Genomic DNA, 25,064 nt, shown 5'->3' with positions numbered 1-25,064 from the left:
GCGCGTGCCGGGCCCGCCCTAACCGGCCACCGGCGCCGGCATCGCCACGCCGTACTTCTCCAGCCATGGCGCCAACTGCGGCACGATGGCCGGATTGAGCGCCACGCCGTCGCGCAGCTGGCGCGCCTTGCGTGCCAGCGCGCCCTGGCCGGGCAGGCGCACGGCATCGACGCCGGGCCGCGGCGGGTTGTCGGCGCAGGCCCCGGCGACCCAGCCCATCTGGTGGGCGAAGGCCTCGCCGCCGGCAAAGGCCTCGGGATCGAGCACCTGCAGGAAGACGGTATTGCCCCAGCGCTTGCCCGGGTCGTCGCGGCCGTGGCCGGACAGGCCGGCGGTCAGCGCTTCCACCATCAGCGACAGGGCGAAGCCCTTGTGGCCGGCGTCGAGCCCGCCCAGCGGCAGGATGGAGCCGGCCTGCGGCGCGAACAGCACGGCGGGGTCGTCGCTGAGCCGCCCTTGCGCGTCGATCAGCCACGGATGCGGCAGGCGCTTCCCTTCCCGGTAGAGGCGCCCGGTCAGGCCGTTGGTGGTGATGGAGGTGGAGACGTCGATCAGCACCGGACCGCGCGGCGTCGGGAAACCGACCGCCAGCGGGCTGGGCGAGAACACCGCGCGGGTGCCGCCGAACGGCGCCACGGTGGCCGCGGCCGGTGCCGACGAGAACAGCAGCATCACGTAGCCAGCCTGCGTGGCGCGCTCCAGGTAGGCGGCCAGGCAGGCGATGTGGTGGCTGCGCCGGATCGTCACGGTGCCGGTGCCGTAGTCGCGCGAGCGTGCCATGGCGGCGTCGAGCGCGCGCAGCGTCAGCCACGGGCCGGGCAGGCGATGGCCGTCCCAGGTGGCCACCGCGGCGCGCTCGCTCAGCACCGTGTAGTCGCCCTGCACCGCCATGCTGCCGCTCTCGATCTCGGCCAGGTAGGTCGGCAGCAGTTGCAGCCCGTGGGTGTCGTGCCCCATCAGGTCGGCCTCGACCAGGATCGCCGCCACGTCGTCGGCACGGTCACCCGGCATGCCCGCGCTGCGCAGCAGGCTGCCGGCCAGTTCCACCAGCGCCGCGCTGTCGTGGCGCACCGTCTGCGTCTCTTCCTTCATCTCGCTCTCCTGGCTCCCGGTTCCTGGCTCAATCCGCGTCGCCCGACACGCCGGCCGCCTTGATCACCTTCTCCCAGCGCGCCTTCTCGGCCAACGCGAAGGCCTGGAACTCGGGCGCCGGCTTGGGATCCGGCTCGGCGCCGGCATTGAGCAGCAGCGCGCGGATGTCAGGCCGGCGCACGGCGGCGACGATGGTGTCGCTCAGGCGCGCGACGATCTCGCGCGGCGTGCCCGCCGGCGCGAACACGCCGAACCAGGAGCCGGTGACGAAGCCGTGCAGCCCGGCCTCCTCCATGGTCGGCACATTGGGCAGCGCGTTCATGCGCCTGGCGCCGGTCACGGCCAGGGCCTTGAGCTTGCCGCCCTTGACGAAAGGCAGCGCGGTCGGCGCGTTGTCGAACATCAGCTGCACCTGGCCGGCCATCAGGTCGGTGTCGGCCAGCGCGCTACCCTTGTAAGGCACATGGATCATCGAGGTGCCCGTCATCACCTTGTACAGCTCGCCCGACAGGTGGATGGAGGTGCCGGTACCGGACGAGGCGAAGGTCACCTTGCCGTTGGCCTGCTTCACGTAGCGCGTCAGTTCGGCAACTTTGTTGACCGGCAGCTGTGGGCGGGTCCTTGCCGGCGCGGTGCGCGGCCGCGCCCGGTCCTGCTCAGTCGGCCAGCCCTCAGTCGGCCAGCCGCATCGCCGGCGTGATCTGGCGCGCATCGGTGATCAGCTCGAGCAGTGCCGGCCGGCCCGCCGCGCGGGCACGCTCGAAGGCCGCGGCAAAGTCCTCGGTGCGCTCGATGCGCTCGGCCCAGGCGCCACAGGCCTGCGCCATCTGCACGAAGTCCGGGGTGGCGATGCCGGTGCCGCTGACGCGGCCCGGGTAGCGCTTCTCCTGGTGCATGCGGATGGTGCCGTACATGCCGTTGTTGACCACCACCACGATGAGGTTGGCGCCGGCCTGCGCCGCCGTGGCCAGTTCCTGCGGATACATCAGGAAGCAGCCGTCGCCGGCGAAGCAGACCACGGTGCGCTCGGGCGCGCGCAGCTTGGCGGCGATGGCGGCCGGCAGTCCGTAGCCCATGGCGCCGCAGGTCGGCGCCAGCTCGGTGCGGGGACGACGGTAGGCATAGAAGCGGTGCAGCCAGACGGTGTAGTTGCCGGCGCCGTTGCTGAGGATGGCGTCGTCGGGCAGCACGCGGTCGAGGTGGGCGACCGCCGCCCCCAGGTCGACCCCGCTCAGTTCCGCATGGGGCGCCGGCAGTGCGGCGAAGGCGAGGTGGTCGGCGTGCGCGCCGGCCGTCCATTCGGCCCAAGGCGCGGAAGCCGGGGCCGGCAGGGCCGCCAGCATCTCCGCACCCGCTTCGATGCCGCTCTGGATGGCCAGCACGGGCTGGTAGACCCGGCCCAGTTCCGCGCTGTCGGCATGCAGGTGGATCAGGCGCTGGCGCGGACGGGGCACGTCCAGCAAGGTATAGCCATCGGTGGCGATGTCGCCCAGGCGGGTGCCGAAGGCGAGGATCACATCGGCCTGGCGCACGCGCTCGGCCAGGCGCGCGTTCATGCCCAGGCTCAGGTGGCCGGCGTAGTGCGCGTCGCGGTTGTCGAACACGTCCTGGCGGCGGAAGGCGCAGGCCACCGGCAGGTTCCAGGCCTGGACGAAGCGGGAGAAAGCCGCCGCCGCGGCGTCGCTCCAGTTGGCGCCCCCGGCGATCACCAGCGGCCGCTGCGCCCCGCGCAGGATCTCGCCCAGGGCGGATGCATCGGCCGCGGACGGTGCCGCGCTGACCGGGCGGTATGGCGCAGTGTCAGCGCAGGCGCATTCGCCGTCGAGCACGTCTTCGGGCAGCGCCAGCACCACCGGGCCCGGCCGGCCCGAGGTCGCCACGCGGAAGGCGCGCGCCACCATCTCCGGGATGCGCTCGGCATCGTCGATCTCGGCCGCCCATTTGGCCATGCCGCCGAACATGGCGGCATAGTCGACCTCCTGGAAGGCCTCGCGCCCCTTGTGGCCGCGTGCGATCTGGCCCACGAAGAGAATCATCGGCGTCGAGTCCTGCGCGGCGATATGCACACCGATGCTCGCGTGCGTGGCGCCCGGCCCGCGCGTGACGAAGCAGATGCCGGGGCGCCCGGTCAGCTTGCCGTCGGCCTCGGCCATATTGGCCGCGGCGCCCTCGTGCTTGCACACCACCAGGTCGATGGCGGGCTGATCGTGCAGGGCATCGAGCACGTCGAGGAAGCTCTCGCCGGGCACGCAGAAGATGCGCTCGGCGCCATGGATGCGCAGGGCATCGACCAGGGCGCGGCCGCCGCTGCGGCGGCGGGTGTCGGAAAGCGGCTGGGGCTGGCCGGATGCGGAAGCGGAAGCGGAGGCGGAGGCGGGTGGCGTGCGGGTCATGTCGGTGTGGTCTGTGCGGGCGCTTGCGCTGCCGGCAGCGCAAGCGGCTGCCGGTCCGCCCGGCCTCCTCGGAGAAGCCGGGATGTCCGCCAGTGTGCGTCGGTGCCGCGGGCAGCGCCCGGCACCTGGCGCATTTCTGCTATGCATCCAGCGCAAGGCTCGTCCCCCGCGCGGCGTGTAGATTGGCGGCAGGCCACCGTATCCCGCCACGCCCGGCGTGCCCCGCGCGGATCCGCAAGTGCCGCCCCACATATAAAAGAACACAGGAGACTACCGCCATGCCCACCCTGCCCGCCCGCCACCGGGCAGCATTCGCTGCGCTTTGCCTTTCCTGCATGACTGCCCTGCCCGCCACCCAGGCCCACGCCCAGGACAAATGGCCGAGCAAGCCGATCAACTACGTGGTGCCCTTCGCCGCCGGCGGCACCACCGACGTGCTGGGCCGCCTGATCGGCCAGCGCCTGTCGGTCGCGCTGGGCCAGCCGGTGGTGGTGGAGAACCGCGCCGGCGCGGGCGGCAATATCGGCTCCGACTACGTCGCCAAGGCGGCCCCGGACGGCTACACGCTGGTCGGCGGCACCATCAGCTCGCATGCCATCAACGTCAGCCTCTATCCCAGGATGCCCTATGACCCGGTCAAGCAGTTCCAGCCGGTGGCGCTGATCGGCACCCTGCCGAACGTGCTGGTGGTCAATGCCGACAGCCCGTGGAAGAGCGTGCAGGACGTGATCGCCGCCGCGCGCGTGCCTGGCACCCAGGTCACCTTCGGCTCGTCCGGCAACGGCACCTCGCAGCACCTGGCCGGCGAGCTCTTCGCCAAGCTGGCGGACGTCAAGCTGCTGCACGTGCCCTACAAGGGCAGCAGCCCGGCCATGCAGGCCCTGCTCGGCAAGCAGGTCGACCTGGTGTTCGAGAACAGCGTGGCGGCCATGCCACTGATCCAGTCCGGCAAGCTGCGCGCGCTGGCCACCACCGGCAGCAAGCGCGCCGGCGAGCTGCCCGACGTGCCCACGCTGGCGGAGGCCGGGCTCAAGGGCTACGAGATCGTCTCCTGGCAGGCCATCTTCGCGCCGGCCGGCACGCCGGCACCGGTGGTGGACCGCCTCGCCGGCGAGATCGGCAAGATCCTCGCCGACCCGGCCGTGCGTGGCCGCCTGGCCCAGCTCGGCATCGAGCCCTCGGGTGCCGGCCCGGCCCAGCTCGGCGCCTTCCAGAAGGCCGAGGTGGCAAAGTGGGGCCAGCTGGTCAAGAGCGCCGGCATCCGGCTCGAATGAGCGACCGCGGCTCGATCACCTTGCCCGGCGCCATGTGGCTCCTTGCAGCGTCATGTGGCGCCGGAGCCGCCGGGCGCTATCATGAGGGTCCGGCCGCCGGCACACACCTGCGCGCCGGCCGGCCCCTCGGGCCGCGACCGAGCGAACCCCTTGCATTGCGCCACGCCGGCAAGTCCGCCCTGCCCCCAGCCATCGCCCACCCCTGATAGCCCACCTCAGACATCCCATGAGCGAATCCCGCATTCCCACCGACGCCCTGCACCGCTGGGTCGACGAGCTCTGGCTCGCCGCCGGCTGCGACGCCCGCGAAGCCCGCCTGACCGCCGACCACCTGGTCGGCGCCAACCTCGCCGGCCACGACTCGCACGGCGTCGGCATGATCCCGAAGTACGTACTGTCATGGCTGGGCGACCAGCTCCAGCTCAACCAGCAGGTGAGCGTGCTGCACGACACCGGCGCCATGCTGAGCCTGGACGGCAACCGCGGCATGGGCCAGGCGGTCACCGAGCAGGCGATGGCACTGGCCATCGGCCGCGCGCGCGAACACGGCGTCTGCGTGATGGGGCTGCGCCGCTCGCACCACCTGGGGCGGGTCGGCCACTGGGCCGAGCAGGCCAGCGCCGCCGGCCTGATCTCCATCCACTTCGTCAACGTGCTGTCCAAACCTATCGTGGCCCCGCATGGCGGCTACCAGGCCCGCTACGGCACCAATCCCTTCACCATCGGCGTGCCGGTGCCCGGGCAGGCGCCGCTGGTGCTGGACTTCGCCACCAGCGCGATCGCGCTGGGCAAGGTACGGGTCGCCCACAACAAGGAAGTGCCGGTCCCGCCGGGCTGCCTGCTGGACGCGGCCGGCCACCCCACCGAGGACCCGGGCGTGATGTTCCCGCCGGCCGGTGCGCCCCAGGGCGCGCTGCGCAGCTTCGGCGAGCACAAGGGCTATGTGCTGGCGGTGATGTGCGAGCTGCTGGGCGCCGCGGTCACCGGCGGCCACACCATCCGTCCGGAGACGCTGACGCACGAGCACGCGGTCTGGAACAATATGCTGGCCCTGGTCTTCGATCCGGCGCGGCTGGGCAGCAGCACCAGCTTCGGCCACGAGGTCGAGGCCTTCGTCGACTGGATCCGCTCGTCGGCGCTCCAGCCAGGCTGCGCAGGCGTACAGTTGCCGGGCGAACCCGAGCGCGCCTGGCGCCGCGCCCGCGCGGGATGGGTGCCGGTGGACGCCGGCACGCTGGCGCAGCTCGACGATGCCGCCGCCCGCGTGCAAGCCGCGCGCGGCAGCTCACCGGGACCGCTGTCGCGCCTGGCCGCCTGACGTCGGAGCGCCTCATCCGTAGCACCCGCATCATCTGTCTCTGTATCACCCGATTGGAAGCCACATGCCGCACGTCACCATCGAACTCACGGAAAACACCCGCCTGAACCGCTCGCAGGAAGAGCTGCTCGACGAGGTCAACGCCGCCCTGCTGGCCAGCGGCCAGTTCCAGGAAGCCGACATCAAGTCGCGCTGCATCACCCTGCCGGTCTACCGCCAGGGCACCGAGGCGCGCGAGCGTGCCTTCGTCCATGCACGCCTGTGCATCCTCGACGGGCGCGAGCTGGCCACGCGCCGCGCGCTCGGCCAGGCCGTATGCGACGTCATCGCCGAAGCCGTGCGCCCGCTGGCCGGCGGCGAAGTGCAGGTGAGCGTGGAAGTGGCCGAGATGGAGCGCGCCAGCTACGCCAAGCAGGTCATCACCAGCGCGAGCTGACCCGCCTGGCCTGCCGGCGGCGCTGGCCGCCGGCAGGCCGCCGCCGCGCGCCGGGGCGAGCCGGCGCCATGCGGCGCCCCCCACCAGAACAAGGAGACCCCCGCATGATCCCCCCCGTGATCCGACTGCACGCCGGCGACAACGTCCTGATCGCCCGCACCGACCTCGCCATCGGCACCCCCGTGCCCGGCGCGGATTTCCATGTCCGCGCCCAGGTGCCCGCCGGCTACAAGATCGCGGCGCGGCAGATCCGCAAGGGCGAGCCGATCCTCAAGTACCAAACCACCATCGGCTTCGCCAGCACCGACATCGCGCCCGGCAGCCTGGTCTCGGGGCACAACATCGCCTTCGAGGAATTCGAGCGCGACTACGCCCACGCGCGCGACTACGTCCCCGCCGCCGTGCTGCCGGCACACCAGCGCGCCACCTTCGACGGCTATGTGCGCGACGACGGCCGCGTGGCCACGCGCAACTTCATCGGCGTGGTGGCCACGGTCAACTGCTCCGCCACGGTGGTGCACAAGATCGCGGAGTGGTTCACGCCGGAGCGGTTGGCCGCCTATCCCAACGTCGATGGCGTGGTGGCCTTCGCGCACAGCACCGGCTGCGGCATGGAGATGAGCGGCGAGCCGATGGCGCTGCTGCGCCGCACGCTGGCCGGCTACATGCGCCATCCCAACCTGGCCGCGGTGCTGGTGGTGGGACTGGGCTGCGAGCGCAACCAGGTCGCCGGCCTGCTGGAAGCCGAGGGCCTGCAGGCCGGCCCGCGCCTGGTGCCCTTCACCATGCAGGACACCGGCGGCACGCGCAAGACCATCGAGGCCGGCGTGGCCGCGGTGCAGGCGCTGCTGCCCGAGGCCGACCGCGCGCGGCGCCGGCCGGTCAGCGCCGAGCACATCAGCATCGGCCTGCAGTGCGGCGGCTCCGACAGCTTCTCCTCGATCACCGCCAACCCGGCGCTGGGCGCCGCCATGGACCTGCTGGTGCGCCACGGCGGCACCGCCATCCTGTCGGAGACGCCGGAGATCTATGGCGTCGAACACACCCTGACCCGCCGTGCCGCCAGCCGCGAGATCGGCGAGAAGCTGGTCGAGCGCATCCGCTGGTGGAAGGACGTCTACGCAGCCGGGCGCGACGTGCAGATCAACGGCCGCGTCAGCCCGGGCAACCAGGCCGGCGGCCTGGCCAATATCTTCGAGAAGTCGCTGGGCTCCTCGATGAAGGGCGGCACCGGCCCGCTGATGGGGATCTACCGCTACGCCGAGCCGATCGCGCAGAAGGGCCTGGTGTTCATGGATTCGCCGGGCTTCGACCCGGTTTCCGCCACCGGCCAGATCGCCAGCGGCGCCAACCTGATCTGCTTCACCACCGGCCGCGGCTCGATGTTCGGCGCCAAGCCGGTGCCCTCGCTCAAGCTGGCCACCAACTCGCCGATGTACCACCGGCTGGAGGAGGACATGGACATCAATTGCGGCGAGATCCTCGACGGCACCGCCACCATCGAGAGCATGGGCGAACGTATCTTCGCCGACATCCTCGCCACCGCCTCCGGCCGCCGCAGCAAAAGCGAACTGCTCGGCCTGGGCGACCACGAATTCGCGCCGTGGCAGATCGGCATCACCGGCTGAACGCAATCGCATCATCGCGCCGCCGCGCCGCCTGCCTTCCCTTATCCCGCACAGGAATCCTCATGCCTTCCCTCCTGCCCTCGCCGCTGCCCAACCGCTTCCGTTCGGCCATCCTGGCACGCCAGCGCCAGATCGGCTGCTGGTGCTCGCTGGCCAATCCCACCACCACCGAGATCCTCGGCCTGGCCGGCTTCGACTGGCTGCTGCTCGATGGCGAACACGCGCCCAATGACGTGCTGAGCTTCGTGCCGCAGTTGATGGCGCTGAAGGACAGCGCCAGCGCGCCCGTGGTGCGCCCGCCCGCCAACGACCCCATCCTGCTCAAGCGCCTGCTCGACATCGGCTTCTACAACTTCCTGATCCCGATGGTGGAAAGCGCCGACGAAGCCGCGCGCGCGGTCTCGGCGACGCGCTACCCGCCCCAGGGCACGCGCGGCGTGTCCATGGTCCAGCGCGCCAACCGCTACGGCACCGTCGCCGACTACTTCACGCAGGTCAACGACAATATCTGCGTGCTGGTACAGATCGAGAGCCGCAAGGGCGTGGATGCCGCCGAGGCGATCTGCGCCGTGGATGGCGTCGATGGCGTCTTCATCGGCCCGTCCGACCTCGCCGCCGCCTGCGGCCATCTCGGCAACCCCAACCACCCCGAGGTGCAGGCCGAGATGGAGCGCATCTTCGGCGCCGCCGAACGCGCGGGCAAGGCGGTCGGCATCCTCACCCCGGTGGAGGCGGACGCACGCCGCTACCTGGAGCGCGGCGCCGCCTTCGTCGCCGTCGGGCTCGACCAGAACCTGTTCCGCGACGCCACGCGGGCGCTTCGCGAGCGCTTCGCCTCGTGAGCGGCGCCGCATACATGCCTGAGGCAGGGAGCGACACATGACCAAGATCGGATTCATCGGCCTGGGCGTGATGGGCACGCCGATGGCGGCACACCTGCTGGCCGCCGGCCACACGCTGTACGCGCACACCCGCAGCGGCGTGCCGCAGGCCCTGCGCGACGCCGGGGCGCAGGCCTGCGCCAGCGCCGCCGAGGTCGCGCGCCAGGCCGACACCGTGTTCCTGATGCTGCCCGACACGCCGGACGTCGAGCGCGTGCTGTTCGGCGCCGGCGGCGTGGCCGAGGGACTGGGCGCGGGCAAGACGGTGGTGGACATGAGCTCGATCTCGCCGATCGAGACGCGCGATTTCGCTGCACGCATCGAGGCACTGGGCAGCGACTATGTCGATGCGCCGGTTTCGGGCGGCGAGGTCGGCGCCAAGGCCGCCACCCTGTCCATCATGGCCGGCGGCAAGCCCGAAGTATTTGCGCGCGTGCAGCCGCTGCTGCAATGCCTGGGCAAGAACATCACCCTGGTGGGCGGCGTGGGCGACGGCCAGGTGGCCAAGGTGGCCAACCAGGTGATCGTGGCCCTGACCATCGAGGCCGTGGGCGAAGCGCTGGTGCTGGCGGCCAGGGCCGGCGCCGATCCCGCACGCGTGCGCCAGGCGCTGATGGGCGGCTTCGCCAGCTCGCGCGTCCTCGAGGTGCACGGCGAGCGCATGATCGAGCGCCGCTTCGAGCCCGGCTTCCGCATCGCGCTGCACCAGAAGGACCTGGAACTGGCGCTGTCCACCGCGCGCAAGCTCGGTGTCAACCTGCCCAATACCGCCTCCTGCCAGCAGTTGTTCAACACCTGCAGCGCGCTCGGCGGCGCGCGCTGGGACCACGCCGGACTGGTGCGGGCGCTGGAACACATGGCGTCGTTCGCCATCGGCGACAAGGTCCCCGGCGCGGATGGTGCGGACAGCGCGGACGGGACTGCCGGCAGAGCCGGGAAGGCCTGACGCCCGGCATGGCCACCCCGCCCTCCGCCCTGAACTCCGACGACCTGGCCTGCTTCGTCTGCGTCGCCAGCACGCAGAGCATTTCGCGCGCCGCGCTCGAACTGGGCGCCGACCAGTCGACCATCAGCCGCCAGATCGCCCGGCTGGAGGCCGCGCTGGATGCGCGCCTGTTCCACCGCAGCGGCCGTGGCGTGGTATTGACCGAGGCCGGGCAGACGCTGCTCGGCTATGCACGCCAGGTCGCCGCCACGCTGGCCGAAGCGCGCGAGGCCATCCGCGCCTCCTCGGCCAAGGGGCCGGCCCAGCTGGTGATCGCGGCCCAGCCGACCATCGCCAACACCGCCTTCGCCGCCATCGGCACCGCGCTCAAGCTGCGCTTTCCCGCCACCAAGGTGCGCTTCGTCGAAGGACTGGCCAGCCCGCTGCTGGCCTGGCTGGCCGCCGGCGAGATCGACGTCGCTCTGCTCTACCTGCCCGAGCAGCAGGGCGCGCTCAAGGTCGACATCCTGCTGGAGGAAGACCTGACCCTGGTCACCCCCACCTCCTGGAGCCACCTCGGCCCGACCTTCCCCGTGCGGCGGCTGGCCGAAGTGCCGCTGATCCTGCCCAGCACCGGACACGGCCTGCGCGTGCTGGCCGAGACCCTGGCCGCGCGCAACGGTGCCTCCCTGCAACTGGCGATGGAATGCGATGCATCGAACACGGTGTCGATGCGCCTGGTGGAAGACGGCTGCGGCGCCACGCTGCTGCCCTTCGCCGCCGTGGCCGACCGCGTCGCCCAGGGCCGCCTGCACTCGGCGCGCCTGATCGAGCCGGTGGTGACGCGGCAGGTCGCGCTCGCCACGGCGCGCAACCGCCCGCCGGTGCCTGAACTGTGGGACATCATGCAGACCGTGCGGCAATCGGTGCGCAATACGGTGATGTCGGGCGCCTGGCCCGGCGCGCGGCTGGTGTAGTGCGGCGCCTGCCGGCCTGCGAACGCCATCGTGCTAGCGAATGCCGGCCCTCTCCCCCGGCCCCTCTGCCGCAGGCGGGAGAGGGGAGCGAAGCGGCGCGGTGCGAACCACGTCGCGCTGGACAAAGCCGACGAGATGCACCAACACCGAGCGCCAAGCACACGGTCTTGGCTCCCTCTCCCCGCACGGAGAGGGCGGGGGAGAGGGGTGGTTTAGCAAGGCGCCACGCCCAAGCGAAGCCAACGGTGTGATCCAGCACGCGAGCACAGAATCGAAGCCGACAAGCCCCACGGCCAACCGGCAGCGGCCCTTTCCCTCCCCATGACACTATCGTCATGGCGCGGCCCTGCCGCGTCTGAAGCAGAACAAAAAACGCCTGGCCGTTAATTGAATAAGATGAGACGAGAGGCACGAGGCCTGCCCCCGCTGAAGCCAGCCGGCAGCCACCGCCGGCCGAGCCCAGCATCAGCCCGCCTCCGCCCCCCGCGCCGTCACGCAGGCCGTGTCCGGCGCGCCGATGGCCCAGTCGATCGCGGCATCGAACAGCCGCAGGCCGGGCGCGGACAGGTTGGTGAAGGTGTCGTTGGCCAGGAAGAACATCACGCGGCGTGCGGGCGCGAGGGCTTCGTAGTCCATCGTGGCGCCCTTCTCGTAGGCGAAGATGGCTGCCTTCTCGGGCTGCCCGTAGAGCGTGGCGATGATGCTCGCGCCCAGGCCGGGCCTGCCCCAGCTCATCGGCGCCTGGCGCGCATAGACGTTGACGCTGCCGGCGGGCAGTCCCGCGGCCATCGGGTGGGGCGCGTTGACCAGCCACAGGTAGCGCTCGCGCCCGGCCTCGCCGTAGTCGCTGTCGAGGCGCTTGCCGGTCATGGCGAGATCGTCCAGCAGGTCGTTCTCCCAGGTCAGCAGCGGGATGGCGAGCTGGCGCCAGCCGGCCTGGACCGACTTGGCCGCCACCGTCGAGGACAGCACCACCAGGCCGGCCCCTGCCGCGGCCGCCGGGGCCGCCGACTGGTCCAGCAGGTCCACGGCGAAGCCGCGCCGGCGCAGGTGCGCCGCGATGGCCTGGTCGACCGCCAGGCTGGGCCCCTGCTGCTGCACGACCAGCACCACGCGGCCACGCGCCGCCGGCTGCGCCTGGGCCGCGCCCGGCAGCAGGACCGCGCCTGCGGCCAGCGCGGCACCGGCCAGGAAGGCTCTGCGCGAGGGCCGGCGCGCGGCCCCTGCCACAGCGGCCGCATCGGCACACGGTCGTGAGGGAAGCGGATGCGGCATGGTTCAGAACTCCATCGTGGTCAGCAGCGACACCTGGCGCGCGTCGCCCACGGCGACGAAGTACTGGTTGGCGCTGGACGGGTAGTAGACCGTGTTGAACAGGTTCTTGACATTGAGCTGGAAACGCACCTTCTGTCCGCCGACGCGTGTGTCGTAGCTGGCGAAGGCGTCGGCCACCGCGTAGGCCGGCAGCATGAAGCTGTTGGCCGAGTCGCCGGGCCGGTTGCCGACGTAGTGCACGCCGCCGCCCAGGCGCAGGCGGTCGCCGCCGAACAGGCTGCCGAAGTCATAGACGGCGGACAGCGAGGCGGTGTGCTGCGCCACGTTCCACAGGCGGTTGCCCGCGTAGAGCGGATCCTCGGTGGTCTTGGCATCGATGTAGGCATAGCTGGCGATGACGTTCCAGCGCGGCCCGACCTGGCCGGTGATATCCAGCTCGACACCGCGCGAGCGCGCCCGCCCCGAGGTGCGCCATTCGGTCAGCTTGGCGGCATCGTTGTACTGCGACACCAGTACGTTGCGCTTGTCGATATCGAACAGCGCCAGCGTGCCGGTCAGGCCGATGGCCAGGTCGGCCTTGGCGCCCACTTCCCACGACCTGCCCCGCTCCGGCGCCACGGCCGAATCGATCACCACGCCGGAACTCAGCGGCGCGATGGTCGAGGTCGGCTTGAGCGATTCGGTATAGCTCGCATAGAGCGACAGCGCCGGGCTCCACTTGTAGACCAGGCCGGCGCGCGGCAGCCAGCGATTGCCCTCGATGTCCGTGTTGGCATGGAAGGGACGGCCGCGTCCGGCCCACTGGCTGTACGAAAGGAAGCGCATGCCGGCCACCAGGATCCAGCGGTCGGTCAGGTAGAGGCTGTCCTGCAGGAACACCGAGGTGTTGTGCAGGGCGTCGGTCTGGTCGCTGTCGCTGGCGGAGACCGTGCTGGACGGGCTGATCTGCCCGTACACCGGGTTCAGGTAGCTGAACTTGCTGGACACGGACTGGCGCAGCAGGTCGGCGCGGTAGATCAGGCGGTATTCGCTGTCCATGCCCATCTGCAGGTTGTTGCGCATGCCGCCGAGCTGGAAGTTGCCGTCGACGTAGGCGATGCCGTAGCTGTCCGTGCTGAGCGCGCCGTGGGTGGCGTCGTTGCTGCGGCTCACCAGGCCGGTGGTGGTATTGATGCCGGTGATGCGGATCTGGTTCGCGTCGTAGGTCTCGCGGTTGTAGCTGTAGCCGAAGTGCGCGCGCCAGTCGCCGTTGAACTGGTGGTCCACGGCCAGCTGGGCCAGGTGGGAGTTGCCGACCATATTGTTGAACGGCTCGTCCAGGCGCCGGCGGGCCGGGATCGGCAACGGCGCGCCGCTGCGGGGATCCATCGCGGTGCCGCGGTCGAAGGGATACAGGTAGTCGCGGTACTCGTAGGACAGCACGACCTGCGTATCGCGGCCATACCAGGCCAGCGATGGCGCGATCAGGGTTTCGCGATGAACGCCGAAATTGCGCCAGTACTGCTCGTCGACATGGTCGGCCACCATGCGGTAGGCCAGGCCCGATTCGCCAAGCGGGCCGGTGGTGTCGAGCGTGATGCCGGCGCCGTTCTTGCCATGGCCGTAGGTGCTGCCCAGCAGCGACAGGGCCGTGCTCTGCTTGAGCTGCGGGCGCTTGCTGACGATGTTGATGACGCCGCCCGGATCCATGATGCCGTACAGCAGCGACGATGGCCCCTTGAGCACCTCCACGCTGTCGGCCGCGGCATTCAGGCCGCGGCCCTGCACCAGCGGCATGCCGTTGTGCATGATGGAGCCGTCGCGGTTGCCGCCGAAGCCGCGCTTCATCAGCGTGTCCTGGGTTCCCGCCAGGGTATTGCCCTGGGTGATGCCGCTGACGTTGGCCAGCGCGTCGTCGAGGTTGCGCGGGCGCTGGTCCTTGAGCACCTGGGCCGGCACCACGTTGACCGCCTGCGGCGTGTCCTGCAGCGGCAGGTCCGAGCGCATCACCGAGCTGTTGGCGGCAGGCCGGTAGCTGCCGATCGACTGCGCGCTGACGGTCACCTGCGGCAGGGCCGTGGCGGCATCCCCCGCTGCCGGCGCTGCGGCCTGCGCACCGCTCCGCGGCGCCAGCGCGTAGCCACCATTGGGCTGCGCCACCGCGGCCAGGCCGGTGCCCTGCAGCAGGGCGGCGAGGCCGGCGGCGGTGCCATAGCTGCCGCGCAGGCCGCCGCTGTGCCGCCCCCCCGTCTGCTCCGGCGTGAATGACAGCAGGATGCCGGCCTCGCGGCCGAAGCGGTTGAGCGCGGCCTCCAGCGGGCCGGCCGGAATGTCGTAGGACTTGCGCGGCGCCTCGGCCGCCGCGCCGGCGGGGGCAGCCTGGGCAAGGCCTGCCTGCGGCAGCGCACCGCCCAGGCTGGCACCCAGCATGGCGTGCCGCAGCACGCGCAGGGCCTGCTGGCCGAGCGCGGCGCGGCGCGCGGGTCGGAAGGAAACGGAGCCGGCGCGGGACCGGGCCGGGCGATGGTGATGCGTCATGAAGGCAGACTCGCGGTGGACTCGAAGACGGTGTTCTCATCTCCTAAGTCACGCGAGATTTCCAAACAGGCCACCCGGCCAGCAAAAAAGCGAAAAAAACGCGCGGCCGGTCAGGCCGGCGCCGGCAGCACCGTGACCCAGTAGCGGGTCAGGAAGTGGATGCGCACCGGCAACGTGGTACGCAGCAGGTCGAGGACGCGGCCGGTATCGGCCAGCGGATAGGTGCCCGAGACACGCAGCCCGGCCACGGCGGGATCGCAGCGCAGGCGGCCCGGGCGGTAGCGGCCGAGCTCCGCCAGGAAGTCCTCCAGCCGCATGGCGCTGGCCACCAGCATGCCGTCGGTCCAGGCCACCGCCGTGTCGGCCAGCGGCGCCGCTGCCTCGGCCCCGCCCCGGCCGAAGCGGACCTGCCCGCCGGCAGCCACGACCGGCCCGCCGCCGGCAACGTCGAGCGGCTCGACCGCGACGGTGCCTTCCAGCACACCGACCCAGCTGCTGTCCTCGAACTGGCGCACGGCGAAGCGCGTGCCCAGCGGCAGCAGGCGGCCCTGCCGCGTCTCCACCAGCATGGGGCGCGCCGGCACCTGCCGGTCCCTGGCGGTGCTGACGAGGATCTCGCCGCGCAACAGCCGCACCACGCGCCCGGCGCTGCCGTAGTGCACGTCGACGGCGCTGTCGGTATTCAGGACCAGGGCCGTGCCGTCCTCCAGGCGCACGGTGCGGCGTTCGCCGACACCGGTGTGCAGGTCGGCCAGCCAGCCCTGCAGCGGCGCCTGCTCGCGTGCCAGCCAGGCGGCGCCGCCGCCCGCGAACAACAGCGCCAGCGCGCGCACGGCATGGCGCCGGCGCGGCGAGCCGGGGGCGGCCAGCGCCGCGCGCGCCACCGCGCTGGCCAGCGGCGAAGCGACCTCGCGTAGTTGCCCGTTGAAGGATTCGATATGGCGCCAGGCGCGCGCGTGGTCCGGATGCGCTTCCAGCCAGCGGCGCCAGTCGGCGCGCGTGCGCCCGTCGGCTTCGGCCGATTGCAGCGTGACCAGCCACTCGACCGCGCGGCGCGCCACTTCGGGGGAAATCGCCGGAGGGCGCGCGGACAGCGTGCGCGCGCGCCCTTCGCTGCCGGCCGCGCTCATGCCCCAGCCTGCGCGAAATAGCACTGCGTGCCGGCGCGCACCAGGTAGCGCTTGACGGTGGTGACGGAGATATCGAGCGCGGCGGCGATCTCGAGCTGGCTCATGCCGTCGAGCTGGGCCATCAGGAAGGCACGCTTGACCGGCACCGGCAGGCCGTCCAGCAAGGCATCGATCTCGTGCAGGGTCTCCAGCAGGATGGCGCGCGCCTCGGCCGACGGCACCACCGGCTCGGGCAGGCAGGCCAGCGCCTCCAGGTAGGCCTGTTCCAGCTTCTCGCGGCGCCAGTGGTTGGCGAGCACGCGTTGCGCCACGGTGGACAGGAAGGCGCGCGGCTCCAGGACCTGCAGCGCCTCCTCGCGCGCCAGCAGGCGCATGAAGGTATCGTGGGCGAGGTCGGCAGCGCGGTGCGCGCAGCCCAGCCTGCGCCGCAGCCAGCCATGCAGCCAGTCGTGGTGACCGCGGTAAAGCGCCTGAATTTCCTGCTGTATCCCCGCTTCGGCGGCCATGATCCGGCTCCCGGCGCCTGCGGACGGGCCGCGCGCCAAGTCACAAATAACGATAATGAGAATCGTTATTATATAAAGACCGGAAATCCCCAGGCAATGGGAAGCCGCAAACAAGCTTGCCCGTCCAGCGGCACTGACGCGGCCCCGCCACACCTCTGCGGAGAGTAGGCTCAGGTCACCGGCGCCGGGTTGAACAGCGCCAGCGCGTTGTAGAGCTGGTGGTGCTCGGCCCAGGTCTGCTTGCGGCCGCTGGCGACGTCGAGCATCAGGCGGAACAGCTCCCAGCCCACCTCCTCGATGGTGGCCTGGCCGGTGGCGATACGGCCCGCGTCCACGTCCATCAGGTCGTGCCAGCGGCGCGCCAGGTCGCTGCGCGTGGCGACCTTGATCACCGGCACTTCGGCCAGCCCGTAGGGCGTGCCGCGGCCGGTGGTGAAGACGTGCAGGTTCATGCCGGCGGCAAGCTGCAGCGTGCCGCAGATGAAGTCGCTGGCCGGCGTGGCGGCGTAGATCAAGCCCTTCTGGCGCAGCTTCTCGCCCGGCGCCAGCACGCCGCTGATCGGCGCGCTGCCGGACTTGACGATCGAGCCCATGGCCTTTTCCACGATGTTGGACAGGCCGCCCTTCTTGTTGCCTGGCGAGGTGTTGGCGCTGCGGTCCACGCGGCCGCGCTGCAGGTAGGCGTCGTACCAGGCCATCTCGCGGATCATCGCCTGCGCCACCTCGGGCGTGGCGGCGCGCGCGGTGAGCTGGCCGATGCCGTCGCGCACCTCGGTCACTTCCGAGAACATCACCGCGGCACCGGCGCGCACCAGCAGGTCGGTGGCAAAACCCACCGCCGGATTGGCCGTCACGCCGGAGAAGGCGTCGCTGCCGCCGCACTGCACGCCGACCACCAGGTCGGAGACCGGGCAGGTCTCGCGGCGGCGCGCGTTCAGCTTGGCCAGGTGGGTCTCGGCCATCTCCATGATGGCCGCGATCATGGAACCGAAGCCCACGTGCTGTTCGTCCTGCAGGCAGACCACGCCGACCTGCACTTCGCCGGCGCCGGCCTGGATGGGAATGGTGCCGGGCGGCAGCAGGCGCTCGGGCTGCAGCTTCTCGCAGCCCAGGCTGACCATCATCGCGGTACCGCCGAAGTTGGGGTTCAGCGCGATATTGCGCAGGGTACGGATGGGCACCGCCGCATCCGGCGCGTCGATCGCCACGCCGCAGCCGTAGGTGTGCTCCAGCCCGATCACGTCGTCGACATTGGGGTAGCGCGGCAGCAGCTCGGCCTTGATGCGCCGCACCGCGTGCTCGACCACGCCCGACACGCATTGCACGGTGGTGGTAATGGCGAGGATGTTGCGCGTGCCGACCGAGCCGTCGGCATTGCGGAAGCCCTCGAAGGTGTAACCCTCCAGCGGCGCCATCGGCCCGGCGGCGCGCGTGCAGATCGGCAGGTCGTCCAGCGCCGGCGCGGGCGGCATCTCGATCACCCGCTCGTTGACCCAGCTGCCACGCGGCAGGTCGCGCGCCGCGTAGCCGATCACCACGTTGTAGCGGATCACGGGATCGCCCGCGGCCAGGTCCGCCAGCGCCACCTTGTGGCCCTGCGGCACGCGCTCGCGCAGCACCAGGCCGCAGGGGAAGACGCCGCCTTCGGCCAGGCCGCCGTCGTTGGCGACGATGGCCACGTTGTCCTGGGGATGCATGCGGATATAGAGCGGGGCCATGCCCTGGCCGCCCTCGCCTTGACGTTCGTTCACTTGTCGTTCAGTGGTTGTGCCCGCTGCCATCCGGCACCGGGCTGGTTGATCCTGGCTGTCGTCCTCAGGCGCGTATCCGGTCGGGTCTCCTCACAGCGGCGATCGGAAAAGCAGATGGCCGGCTCACCGTGATATGTCATCATATGACCTGGATTATAGGGAGACGATCCGCAGCACCACCTCGGTGTTTACCCTAGCGACAGCCGCATCCTTTCCCATCGCCCGTGCCGCCGCCGGCGCGAGCCGCCCGGGAACGCTGTCCATCACGGACGGGAGCGCCGCGGGATCGCTGGCCGCGACGGCTGCCCGGCCCTCCCCGTGTTTTCCCTGAGGCCCTTTCCCCCCGGACGGCTTGCACCAGGCGCCGTCTAGTTGTACGATGACATATAACAAATAGCAAACAATCGCCACCTGCAACGCCTCCCCGCGAGGCCAACCGGACGCAAGCCCATGACCACACCGCAAGAACTGAAGCAGATCGTCTCCGAAGGCCTGCTCTCCTTCCCCGTCACCGACTTCGATGCCCAGGGCAACTTCCGCCCCGACACCTATGTCGAGCGGCTCGAATGGCTGGCCCCCTACGGTGCGACTGCCCTGTTCGCGGCCGGCGGCACCGGCGAGTTCTTCTCGCTGACGCCGGATGACTACGCCAACGTCATCCGCACCGCGGTCGAGACCTGCGCGGGCAAGGTGCCCATCCTGGCCGGCGCCGGCGGCCCCACCCGCACCGCCATCGCCTACGCCAAGGAAGCCCAGCGCCTGGGCGCCAAGGGCGTGCTGCTGATGCCGCACTACCTGACCGAAGCGTGCGAGGCCGGCATCGCCGCCCACGTCGAGGAAGTCTGCAAGGCCATCGATATCGGCGTGATCGTCTATAACCGCGCCAACTCGCGCCTGACCGCCGACATGCTGGAACGGCTCGCGGATCGCTGCCCCAACCTGATCGGCTTCAAGGATGGCGTGGGCGAGATCGAGAACATGGTGCGCATCCGCCGCCGCCTGGGCGACCGCCTGTCCTACCTGGGCGGCCTGCCGACCGCCGAAGTCTACGCCGCCGCCTACAAGGCGCTGGGCGTGCCGGTGTACTCCTCGGCGGTGTTCAACTTCATCCCGAAGACGGCGATGGACTTCTATCGCGCCATCGCCGCCGACGACCACGCCACCGTGGGCAAGCTGCTCGACGAGTTCTTCCTGCCCTACCTGGAGATCCGCAACCGCCGCGCAGGCTATGCGGTGAGCATCGTCAAGGCCGGCGCCAAGCTGGTCGGCCACGACGCCGGCCCGGTGCGCGCGCCGCTGACCGACCTGGACGCCCAGGAGCTCGAACAGCTCGACGCGCTGATCCGCAAGCTCGGACCGCAGTAAGACACCACCCCCTCCCCTTGTGCGTCGCGGCCCGCGGGCGGCGATGCGCGACCCGCCCCCGCGCCGCCGCCAGAGGTTCCGGCGCGGCGCGGCGTCATGCCGGCACCGTGTGTGCCGGCATGCCCTCCCACACGGCTTCCTGCCCCTGCAGGCGCGCGCGGATGAAATCCATCAGGGTACGCGTGGCCAGCGTCGGGAAACGGTTGGGCGCGGTCAGCATATAGATGCTGTCGCCCACGCCTTCCGGCTCGTGGCCGGGCAAGACCTCTTCCAGTTCGCCACGGCCGATCTGCTGCCAGACCGCATAGCGCGGCAGCAGCGCCACGCCCAGGCCCGCCAGCACCGCCTCGCGCAGGAAGGGATAGTCGCCCGACTGGATGCGCGGCGACACCCGCAGCACCTGCGGCTCGCCGGCCGCGGTCAGCTTGAGATCGAAGCGGCGGCCCAGCGAGGCCGGCGCGATCAGCGCGCAGCCCGGCAGTTCGGCGGGGCCCGCAGGCGCGCCCCGCCGCGCCAGGTAGGCCGGCGTGGCGCACAGGCACCAGCGCACGGCACCGATGCGACGCGCCACGTGGTCCTCGGGCGGCGTGGAGGTGATCTTGAGCGCCACGTCGACTTCCGCCGGGATCAGGTCACCGATGAAGTCGTTAATCAGCACCCGCAATGAGATGGCCGGATACTGCTGCGCGAAGTCCAGCAGCACCTGCGCCAGGTAGAGATGGCCCAGCCCGGTCGGCAGGCGGATACGCACGTCGCCGCGCACGGTCTGCCCCAGGCTGTCGATCGACGCACCCGCCGCCTGCAGTTCGTCCAGCATGCGTACCCCATGGGCATAGAGCAGCCTGCCGGCTTCGGTCGGTTCCACATGGCGCGTGGTGCGCCGCATCAACTGCGCGCCGAGCTGCTGCTCCAGCAACTTCAGGCGCCGCGAGACATTGGAGCGCGTCATGCCGCTGCGCGCGGCCGCCGCCGTCAGGGTACGGGCCTCGACCAGCGTGACGAAGAGGCGGATGAGGTTGAGGTCGAGGGAATTGTCAATCATCAGTCAACACGGCTGGCACAGATCGGCAGATTGTTCGAAGCAGGCGCGCCGCCTAGCATAAGCCATCGTCCGCTTCCCTGATTCCGAGATGGCAACCCCTGCTGCATCCCCCGCGTTCCCTTCCCCGCCCGCCGCCTCCGAGCTGCCCTTCGCCGGCCTGCGCGTGCTCGACATCAGCCAGGGCATCGCCGGCCCCTACTGCGCGCACATCCTGTGGCAGCAGGGCGCCGAGGTGATCAAGGTGGACCCGCCCTCCGGCGACTGGGGGCGCCATGTCGGCGTGGTACGCGGCGAGCTGAGCGCGCTGGCCATCGCCTACAACGGCGGCAAGCGCGGCGTCTGCATCGATGCCGCCACCCCGGATGGACGGCGCCTGCTGCGCACGCTGGCGCGCCAGGCTGACGTCGTGGTGCAGAACTTCCGCCCGCAGGTGGCCACGCGGCTGGGGGTGGGCTACGCGGACCTGGCGGCGGAGCAGCCGGCCCTGGTCTATGTGTCGATCAGCGGCTACGGCGCCGACGGCCCCTACGCGGACCACCCCGCCTCCGACTCGGTGATGCAGGCCGACAGCGGCCTGATGTTCACCAACCGCGGCGCGGACGGCACCCCGCGCCGCATCGGCATGCTGCTGGCCGATGCCGCCACCGGCCTGTACGCCGCGCAGGCGGCCGCGGCCGCGCTGTGCCGCCGCTTCCGGCGTGAAGCCATGCCGGCTCCGCAAGGGGCGCCATCCGGCGCGCATGTCGAGCTGAGCCTGTTCGACGCCTGCTGCGCCCTGCAGGCCAACAATATCCTCGAGTACGCGATCCAGGGCGCGGTCGCCGCCGGGCCCGTCAGCGCCCCCAATGGGGTGTTCGCCACACGCGACGGCAGCCTCAGCGTGCTGGCGCTCAACAATGCCCAGTTCAGCCGCCTGTGCCAGGCGCTGGAGCGGCCGGAATGGCTGCAGGATGCACGCTTCGCCGACAACGCCGCACGCATGGCGCACGCGCCATGGCTGCATGCCGCGGTGGCCGACTGCCTGGCCCGCCACGACACCGCGCACTGGCAGCGCGTGCTGCAGGCGCATGACGTGCTGCACGCGCCGGTGCGCGACTACCACCAGGTCCTGGACCACCCCCAGGCAGCGCAGCAGGGCAGCTTCCAGCCGCTTGCGCAGCCGGGCCTGGGCACCCTGCCTTTCGCCGGCGTGCCGGCGCGGGGCCTGCGGCGGCCGGCCGGCGCGGCACCCCGCATCGGCGAGCACACCGAGGCGGTGCTGAGCGAGGCGGGCATCGCCCCGGCACAGATCGCCGCCTGGCTGCGCGACGGCGTGGTGCGGCAGGCGCCGGCGCTGCCCGCCGCGCACGGAGACCTGGCATGAGCCCCGCCGCCGCCATCGGCCCGGACACCATGCGTGCCGTGCTGTGCGAAGCCTTCGGCCCGCCCGGATCCACCCGACTGGCCGAGGTCGCGCGCCCGCCGGCGGACGATGCGCACACCGTCACGCTGGCAGTCGAGTACGCCAGCGTCAGCCACGCCACCGGCCTGATGGTGGCCGGGCGCTACCAGACGCGGCCGCCCCTGCCCTTCGTGCCCGGCACCGAAGCGGTCGGCCGCGTCCTCTCCTGCGGCGCCGGCGTGACGCGGCTGCGTCCGGGCGACCGCGTAGTGGCCATCGCCGACTGGGGCTGCTTCGGCGAAGTGCTGCGGCTGCCCGAATACACCGTCTATCCGGTGCCCGACGCCCTCGAAGCGCTGCAGGCGCTGCCAGTGCCGCTTTCCTATGGCACCGCCTACTGCGGCCTGGTATGGCGCTGCGCGCTGCAGGCCGGCGAGACCGTGCTGGTACTCGGCGCCGGCGCCGGCGTCGGGCTGGCGGCGGTAGAAATCGCGCACCAGCTCGGCGCCACCGTGATCGCCTGCGCCAGCACCGAGGCCAAGCGCGCCGAAGCCCTGCGGCGCGGCGCCGCTCATGCGGTGGCGCCGCAGGATCTCGCCGCCCGGGTCAAGCAACTGACGGGCGGGCGCGGCGCCGACGTGGTGGCCGACCCGGTCGGCGGCGACCTGTTCGACCAGGCCTTGCGGGCCGCCGCCGCCAACGCGCGCCTGCTCAGCATCGGCTTCGCCAGCGGGCGCATCCCGCAGGCGCCGCTCAACCTGCTGCTGGTGAAGAACCTGACGCTGCACGGCTTCTTCGTCGGCCGCTACATCGGCTGGACGCCCGCCGACGAGCGTGCCCGCCACGCCCCCGCGCTGCAGGCGGTGATGCAGACCCTGTTCGACTGGGCATGCGCGGGCCGGATCCGCCCGACCGTCTCGCAGGTGTACCCGCACGGCGGCCTGGCCGACGCGCTGCACGCGCTCGAGACGCGGCAGGTGGTGGGCAAGGTCGCGCTGCGGATCGCGGCAGACGGGCCGCCGGATACCGCGAACGATTCCCTGAAGAAGAACTAGCCCAAGGGCGAACGAGAACGAGGAGACAGCACCATGAGACAACCGACCGCGGGCGCGAGCGCCCGCTCCATGCGTCCCGGCGCGCGGCGCCGCGCGCCGGCACGGGCCTTCGCCCTGCTGGCGGCACTGGGCGCGGCGGCGCTGTTCGGCGCCGGCCCGGCCGCGGCCGCCGAGCCTTATCCGCAACGGCCCATCCGCCTGGTGCTGCCCTATCCGCCCGGCGGCCCGACCGACCTGCTGGCGCGCGTGGTCGCCGTGCGCATGGGCGACACGCTCGGGCAGAGCGTGGTGGTCGACAACAAGCCCGGCGCCAGCGGCATGATCGGCGCCGAAGCCGTGGCACGCGCCGTCCCGGATGGCTACACCCTGCTGGCCAATGCCTCGCTGCATGTGATCAATCCCAGCATCTACCCCAGGATGCGCTACGACGCCTTCCGCGATTTCGTGCCGGTCACCCAGCTCGCCGAGGTGCCGCTGGTGCTCGTCGTCAACGCCGATTCGCCGGTGCGCACGGTGCAGGACTTGATCGCGCTGGCCAAGGAGAAGCACGGCGCCCTCAACTTCGGCTCGGCCGGCAACGCCTCGGCGCAGCAACTCGCGGGCGAGTCCTTCAAGCTGGCCGCGCATGTGTCGATGCAGCACGTGCCCTACAAGGGCAGCTCGCCGGCGCTGACGGACCTGATGGGCGGACAGATCCAGCTGATGTTCGACTCGATGCCGTCGGCCATGCCCTTCATCAAGTCGGGCAAGCTGCGCGCGGTGGCCGTCACCACCCGCAAGCGCGCCCGCGCGCTGCCCGACGTGCCGACCGTGGCCGAGTCGGGCCTGCCCGGCTTCGACATCAGCACCTGGTACGGGCTGTGGGTGCCGCGCGGCACGCCGCCGGCAGTGGTCGAGACACTCGCCACCAACGCCGCGCAGGCGCTGCGGCAGCCGGAAGTGCAGCGCCAGTATGCCGAGATGGGAGCGGAACCGGTCGGCTCCACGCCGGCGGAATTCGCCCGCTACACCGAGGCCGAGGGCCGCAAGTGGGCCGAGATCGTGCGCCGCTCGGGGGCCAGGGCCGACCAGTGAAGCCCGCCGGGGCTCAGGCCCCGGGCCGGAGCCGATAGACAGGCGCCCTGCCGCGGCGGGACAATGGCGGCCCCGGCGCCCGTCCTTGCCGCGATGAAAACCGTACCGACCTATTCCCTCTACGGGGTCAACTCCAACGAGCCCCTGCTGGAGCAGCTGCATTTCGAATCGATCCCGGCCCGCAGCCGCGTCAACGACTGGGAAATCAAGCCGCACCGGCACGAACGCTTCTTCCAGATCCTCTATGTGCACCATGGCGGCGGCGAGGCCCTGCTCGACGAGGAACGGCTGGCGCTGGCGGAGCGCACCCTGGTGGCGGTGCCGCCGCGCTGCGTGCACGGCTTCCGCTTCACGCCGGACGTGGACGGCATCGTCATCACCATGACCGACCACTACCTGCGCAACCTGCTGGCCGGCGTGCCGGACGCGCTACCGCTGTTCGCGCGCCCCTTTCACGACCGCGTGGGCGGGATCGGGGGCACGGAGGACTCAGCGAACCCGGGCGGCCCGCTGGCGGGGGACGATGCCGTGCTGGCCGGCGCGCTCGGCCTGTTCCGCGCCGAGATACACGCCGTCTCGCTCTGGCGCGGGGCGGCGCTGGCAGCACTGCTGTCGCTGATACTGGTCGGCATCGCGCGGCGGCGGGCCGCGGCGGGGGCCGCGGAAACGGCGCCGGCCGGCGGCCGCACCGCGCGCCACTTCCGCCAGTTCCAGCAACTGCTGGAAGCCGGTTTCCGCCAGCACCAGGACGTCGCCCACTACGCCGCCGCGGTCGGGGTCACGCCGACCCAGCTGAACCGTATCTGCCAGCAGCTGGCGGGCAGCTCGGCGCTGCGCCTGATCCACTCGCGGCTGGTGGTCGAGGCCCAGCGCGACCTGCTGTACAGCGACCTCGACATCAAGCAGATCGCCGCCACGCTGGGCTACACCGATGCCGCCTACTTCGCCCGCTTCTTCATGCGGCACGTGGGGCAGACGCCGACCGCCTTCCGCCAGCAGGGCCGCGCGCGCCTGCCGGCGCCGGGTGCCTGAGCAGCGGCTCGC

At 71.4% G+C, this 25,064-nt stretch carries 21 protein-coding genes; 12 read left to right on the top strand and 9 right to left on the bottom strand.

What is annotated here, in order from left to right; translation table 11 throughout:
* Positions 1-18 precede the first annotated feature (18 nt).
* From BKK79_RS31920 to BKK79_RS31910, 3 genes are read right to left on the bottom strand one after another with little or no spacing between them, the layout of a single operon-like run.
* A complete protein-coding gene (locus BKK79_RS31920; protein WP_071039851.1) occupies positions 19-1,092 on the bottom strand; it encodes an Ldh family oxidoreductase in 1,074 nt (357 codons plus the stop codon).
* Between the two features lie 28 nt (positions 1,093-1,120).
* Positions 1,121-1,804 carry a tripartite tricarboxylate transporter substrate-binding protein gene (locus BKK79_RS31915; RefSeq protein ID WP_084085426.1) on the bottom strand — a complete coding sequence of 228 codons (684 nt, stop codon included), beginning with the start codon at positions 1,802-1,804 and terminating at the stop codon, positions 1,121-1,123.
* A complete protein-coding gene (locus tag BKK79_RS31910) occupies positions 1,764-3,485 on the bottom strand; it encodes a thiamine pyrophosphate-binding protein (protein ID WP_071020683.1) in 1,722 nt (573 codons plus the stop codon). Before BKK79_RS31910 ends, BKK79_RS31915 begins: the two co-directional genes overlap by 41 nt.
* A gap of 278 nt (positions 3,486-3,763) precedes the next feature.
* Here BKK79_RS31910 and BKK79_RS31905 point away from each other — a divergent pair, with 278 nt between their 5' ends.
* From BKK79_RS31905 to BKK79_RS31875, 7 genes are all read left to right on the top strand, one after another.
* Positions 3,764-4,759 carry a tripartite tricarboxylate transporter substrate binding protein gene (locus BKK79_RS31905; protein WP_084085424.1) on the top strand — a complete coding sequence of 332 codons (996 nt, stop codon included), beginning with the start codon at positions 3,764-3,766 and terminating at the stop codon, positions 4,757-4,759.
* 226 nt (positions 4,760-4,985) lie between these two features.
* Positions 4,986-6,077 carry a malate/lactate/ureidoglycolate dehydrogenase gene (locus BKK79_RS31900; RefSeq protein WP_071039848.1) on the top strand — a complete coding sequence of 364 codons (1,092 nt, stop codon included), beginning with the start codon at positions 4,986-4,988 and terminating at the stop codon, positions 6,075-6,077.
* A 64-nt stretch (positions 6,078-6,141) separates the two neighbouring features.
* Entirely contained in the window at positions 6,142-6,513 is a 372-nt protein-coding gene (locus BKK79_RS31895; protein ID WP_071020691.1) for a 5-carboxymethyl-2-hydroxymuconate Delta-isomerase, read from the top strand.
* Positions 6,514-6,617: 104 nt separating this feature from the next.
* On the top strand, positions 6,618-8,141 hold the full coding sequence (locus tag BKK79_RS31890) for a UxaA family hydrolase (protein WP_335582926.1): 1,524 nt from the start codon (positions 6,618-6,620) through the stop codon (positions 8,139-8,141).
* Between the two features lie 62 nt (positions 8,142-8,203).
* Positions 8,204-8,983, top strand: a complete 780-nt coding sequence (garL, locus tag BKK79_RS31885; RefSeq protein ID WP_071020695.1) for a 2-dehydro-3-deoxyglucarate aldolase — start codon at positions 8,204-8,206, stop codon at positions 8,981-8,983.
* A gap of 37 nt (positions 8,984-9,020) precedes the next feature.
* Positions 9,021-9,968, top strand: coding sequence for a 2-hydroxy-3-oxopropionate reductase (locus tag BKK79_RS31880; RefSeq protein WP_071039846.1), 948 nt, complete (start codon positions 9,021-9,023; stop codon positions 9,966-9,968).
* 8 nt (positions 9,969-9,976) lie between these two features.
* Complete coding sequence (locus BKK79_RS31875; RefSeq protein WP_071039845.1) at positions 9,977-10,924, top strand: LysR family transcriptional regulator; 948 nt, start codon at positions 9,977-9,979, stop codon at positions 10,922-10,924.
* 465 nt (positions 10,925-11,389) lie between these two features.
* On the opposite strand, the gene BKK79_RS31870 is transcribed toward BKK79_RS31875, so the two are convergent.
* The 5 genes from BKK79_RS31870 to garD all read right to left on the bottom strand — a co-directional run bounded on the left by BKK79_RS31870 (position 11,390) and on the right by garD (position 18,070).
* Entirely contained in the window at positions 11,390-12,199 is an 810-nt protein-coding gene (locus tag BKK79_RS31870; RefSeq protein WP_197524001.1) for a hypothetical protein, read from the bottom strand.
* A 3-nt stretch (positions 12,200-12,202) separates the two neighbouring features.
* The gene (locus BKK79_RS31865; protein ID WP_084085422.1) at positions 12,203-14,716 is read right to left on the bottom strand and encodes a TonB-dependent receptor; all 2,514 of its coding nucleotides are present in this window, start codon (positions 14,714-14,716) and stop codon (positions 12,203-12,205) included.
* 110 nt (positions 14,717-14,826) lie between these two features.
* Positions 14,827-15,846, bottom strand: coding sequence for a FecR domain-containing protein (locus BKK79_RS31860; protein WP_071039844.1), 1,020 nt, complete (start codon positions 15,844-15,846; stop codon positions 14,827-14,829).
* Entirely contained in the window at positions 15,843-16,352 is a 510-nt protein-coding gene (locus BKK79_RS31855) for a sigma-70 family RNA polymerase sigma factor (protein WP_071039843.1), read from the bottom strand. The genes BKK79_RS31860 and BKK79_RS31855 overlap by 4 nt, the downstream gene beginning before the upstream one ends.
* Before the next feature lie 170 nt (positions 16,353-16,522).
* Positions 16,523-18,070 (bottom strand): galactarate dehydratase, encoded by a 1,548-nt coding sequence (gene garD / locus BKK79_RS31850; protein WP_071020713.1) that lies wholly within the window; start codon positions 18,068-18,070, stop codon positions 16,523-16,525.
* Positions 18,071-18,553: 483 nt separating this feature from the next.
* Here garD and kdgD point away from each other — a divergent pair, with 483 nt between their 5' ends.
* Positions 18,554-19,468, top strand: a complete 915-nt coding sequence (gene kdgD, locus BKK79_RS31845) for a 5-dehydro-4-deoxyglucarate dehydratase (RefSeq protein ID WP_071020716.1) — start codon at positions 18,554-18,556, stop codon at positions 19,466-19,468.
* 94 nt (positions 19,469-19,562) lie between these two features.
* Here the strand turns inward: kdgD and BKK79_RS31840 are convergent, their stop codons facing one another.
* Positions 19,563-20,510 carry a LysR family transcriptional regulator gene (locus BKK79_RS31840; protein WP_071020719.1) on the bottom strand — a complete coding sequence of 316 codons (948 nt, stop codon included), beginning with the start codon at positions 20,508-20,510 and terminating at the stop codon, positions 19,563-19,565.
* Between the two features lie 88 nt (positions 20,511-20,598).
* Here BKK79_RS31840 and BKK79_RS31835 point away from each other — a divergent pair, with 88 nt between their 5' ends.
* From BKK79_RS31835 to BKK79_RS31820, 4 genes are all read left to right on the top strand, one after another.
* Complete coding sequence (locus BKK79_RS31835; RefSeq protein ID WP_071039842.1) at positions 20,599-21,873, top strand: CaiB/BaiF CoA transferase family protein; 1,275 nt, start codon at positions 20,599-20,601, stop codon at positions 21,871-21,873.
* A gap of 29 nt (positions 21,874-21,902) precedes the next feature.
* Positions 21,903-22,946 carry an NADPH:quinone oxidoreductase family protein gene (locus BKK79_RS31830; protein WP_071040506.1) on the top strand — a complete coding sequence of 348 codons (1,044 nt, stop codon included), beginning with the start codon at positions 21,903-21,905 and terminating at the stop codon, positions 22,944-22,946.
* 69 nt (positions 22,947-23,015) lie between these two features.
* Complete coding sequence (locus BKK79_RS31825) at positions 23,016-24,020, top strand: tripartite tricarboxylate transporter substrate binding protein (protein WP_083384572.1); 1,005 nt, start codon at positions 23,016-23,018, stop codon at positions 24,018-24,020.
* Between the two features lie 93 nt (positions 24,021-24,113).
* Entirely contained in the window at positions 24,114-25,052 is a 939-nt protein-coding gene (locus BKK79_RS31820) for a helix-turn-helix domain-containing protein (RefSeq protein ID WP_071040505.1), read from the top strand.
* Positions 25,053-25,064 lie beyond the last annotated feature (12 nt).

This window comes from Cupriavidus sp. USMAA2-4, assembly GCF_001854305.1.
Taxonomy (GTDB): Bacteria; Pseudomonadota; Gammaproteobacteria; order Burkholderiales; family Burkholderiaceae; genus Cupriavidus; species Cupriavidus malaysiensis.
Note: the sequence above shows the minus strand (reverse complement) of the source record. Positions and strands in the feature narration are given on the sequence as shown.

Excerpts from the sequence above, each read along its gene's own strand:
- BKK79_RS31920 (WP_071039851.1), bottom strand. The coding sequence starts at position 1,092 with ATGAAGGAAGAGACGCAGACGGTGCGCCACGACAGCGCGGCGCTGGTG.
- BKK79_RS31915 (WP_084085426.1), bottom strand. The coding sequence starts at position 1,804 with ATGCGCGCCAGATCACGCCGGCGATGCGGCTGGCCGACTGAGGGCTGG.
- BKK79_RS31910 (WP_071020683.1), bottom strand. The coding sequence starts at position 3,485 with ATGACCCGCACGCCACCCGCCTCCGCCTCCGCTTCCGCTTCCGCATCC.
- BKK79_RS31905 (WP_084085424.1), top strand. The coding sequence starts at position 3,764 with ATGCCCACCCTGCCCGCCCGCCACCGGGCAGCATTCGCTGCGCTTTGC.
- BKK79_RS31900 (WP_071039848.1), top strand. The coding sequence starts at position 4,986 with ATGAGCGAATCCCGCATTCCCACCGACGCCCTGCACCGCTGGGTCGAC.
- BKK79_RS31895 (WP_071020691.1), top strand. The coding sequence starts at position 6,142 with ATGCCGCACGTCACCATCGAACTCACGGAAAACACCCGCCTGAACCGC.
- BKK79_RS31890 (WP_335582926.1), top strand. The coding sequence starts at position 6,618 with ATGATCCCCCCCGTGATCCGACTGCACGCCGGCGACAACGTCCTGATC.
- garL (WP_071020695.1), top strand. The coding sequence starts at position 8,204 with ATGCCTTCCCTCCTGCCCTCGCCGCTGCCCAACCGCTTCCGTTCGGCC.
- BKK79_RS31880 (WP_071039846.1), top strand. The coding sequence starts at position 9,021 with ATGACCAAGATCGGATTCATCGGCCTGGGCGTGATGGGCACGCCGATG.
- BKK79_RS31875 (WP_071039845.1), top strand. The coding sequence starts at position 9,977 with ATGGCCACCCCGCCCTCCGCCCTGAACTCCGACGACCTGGCCTGCTTC.
- BKK79_RS31870 (WP_197524001.1), bottom strand. The coding sequence starts at position 12,199 with ATGCCGCATCCGCTTCCCTCACGACCGTGTGCCGATGCGGCCGCTGTG.
- BKK79_RS31865 (WP_084085422.1), bottom strand. The coding sequence starts at position 14,716 with ATGACGCATCACCATCGCCCGGCCCGGTCCCGCGCCGGCTCCGTTTCC.
- BKK79_RS31860 (WP_071039844.1), bottom strand. The coding sequence starts at position 15,846 with ATGAGCGCGGCCGGCAGCGAAGGGCGCGCGCGCACGCTGTCCGCGCGC.
- BKK79_RS31855 (WP_071039843.1), bottom strand. The coding sequence starts at position 16,352 with ATGGCCGCCGAAGCGGGGATACAGCAGGAAATTCAGGCGCTTTACCGC.
- garD (WP_071020713.1), bottom strand. The coding sequence starts at position 18,070 with ATGGCCCCGCTCTATATCCGCATGCATCCCCAGGACAACGTGGCCATC.
- kdgD (WP_071020716.1), top strand. The coding sequence starts at position 18,554 with ATGACCACACCGCAAGAACTGAAGCAGATCGTCTCCGAAGGCCTGCTC.
- BKK79_RS31840 (WP_071020719.1), bottom strand. The coding sequence starts at position 20,510 with ATGATTGACAATTCCCTCGACCTCAACCTCATCCGCCTCTTCGTCACG.
- BKK79_RS31835 (WP_071039842.1), top strand. The coding sequence starts at position 20,599 with ATGGCAACCCCTGCTGCATCCCCCGCGTTCCCTTCCCCGCCCGCCGCC.
- BKK79_RS31830 (WP_071040506.1), top strand. The coding sequence starts at position 21,903 with ATGCGTGCCGTGCTGTGCGAAGCCTTCGGCCCGCCCGGATCCACCCGA.
- BKK79_RS31825 (WP_083384572.1), top strand. The coding sequence starts at position 23,016 with ATGCGTCCCGGCGCGCGGCGCCGCGCGCCGGCACGGGCCTTCGCCCTG.
- BKK79_RS31820 (WP_071040505.1), top strand. The coding sequence starts at position 24,114 with ATGAAAACCGTACCGACCTATTCCCTCTACGGGGTCAACTCCAACGAG.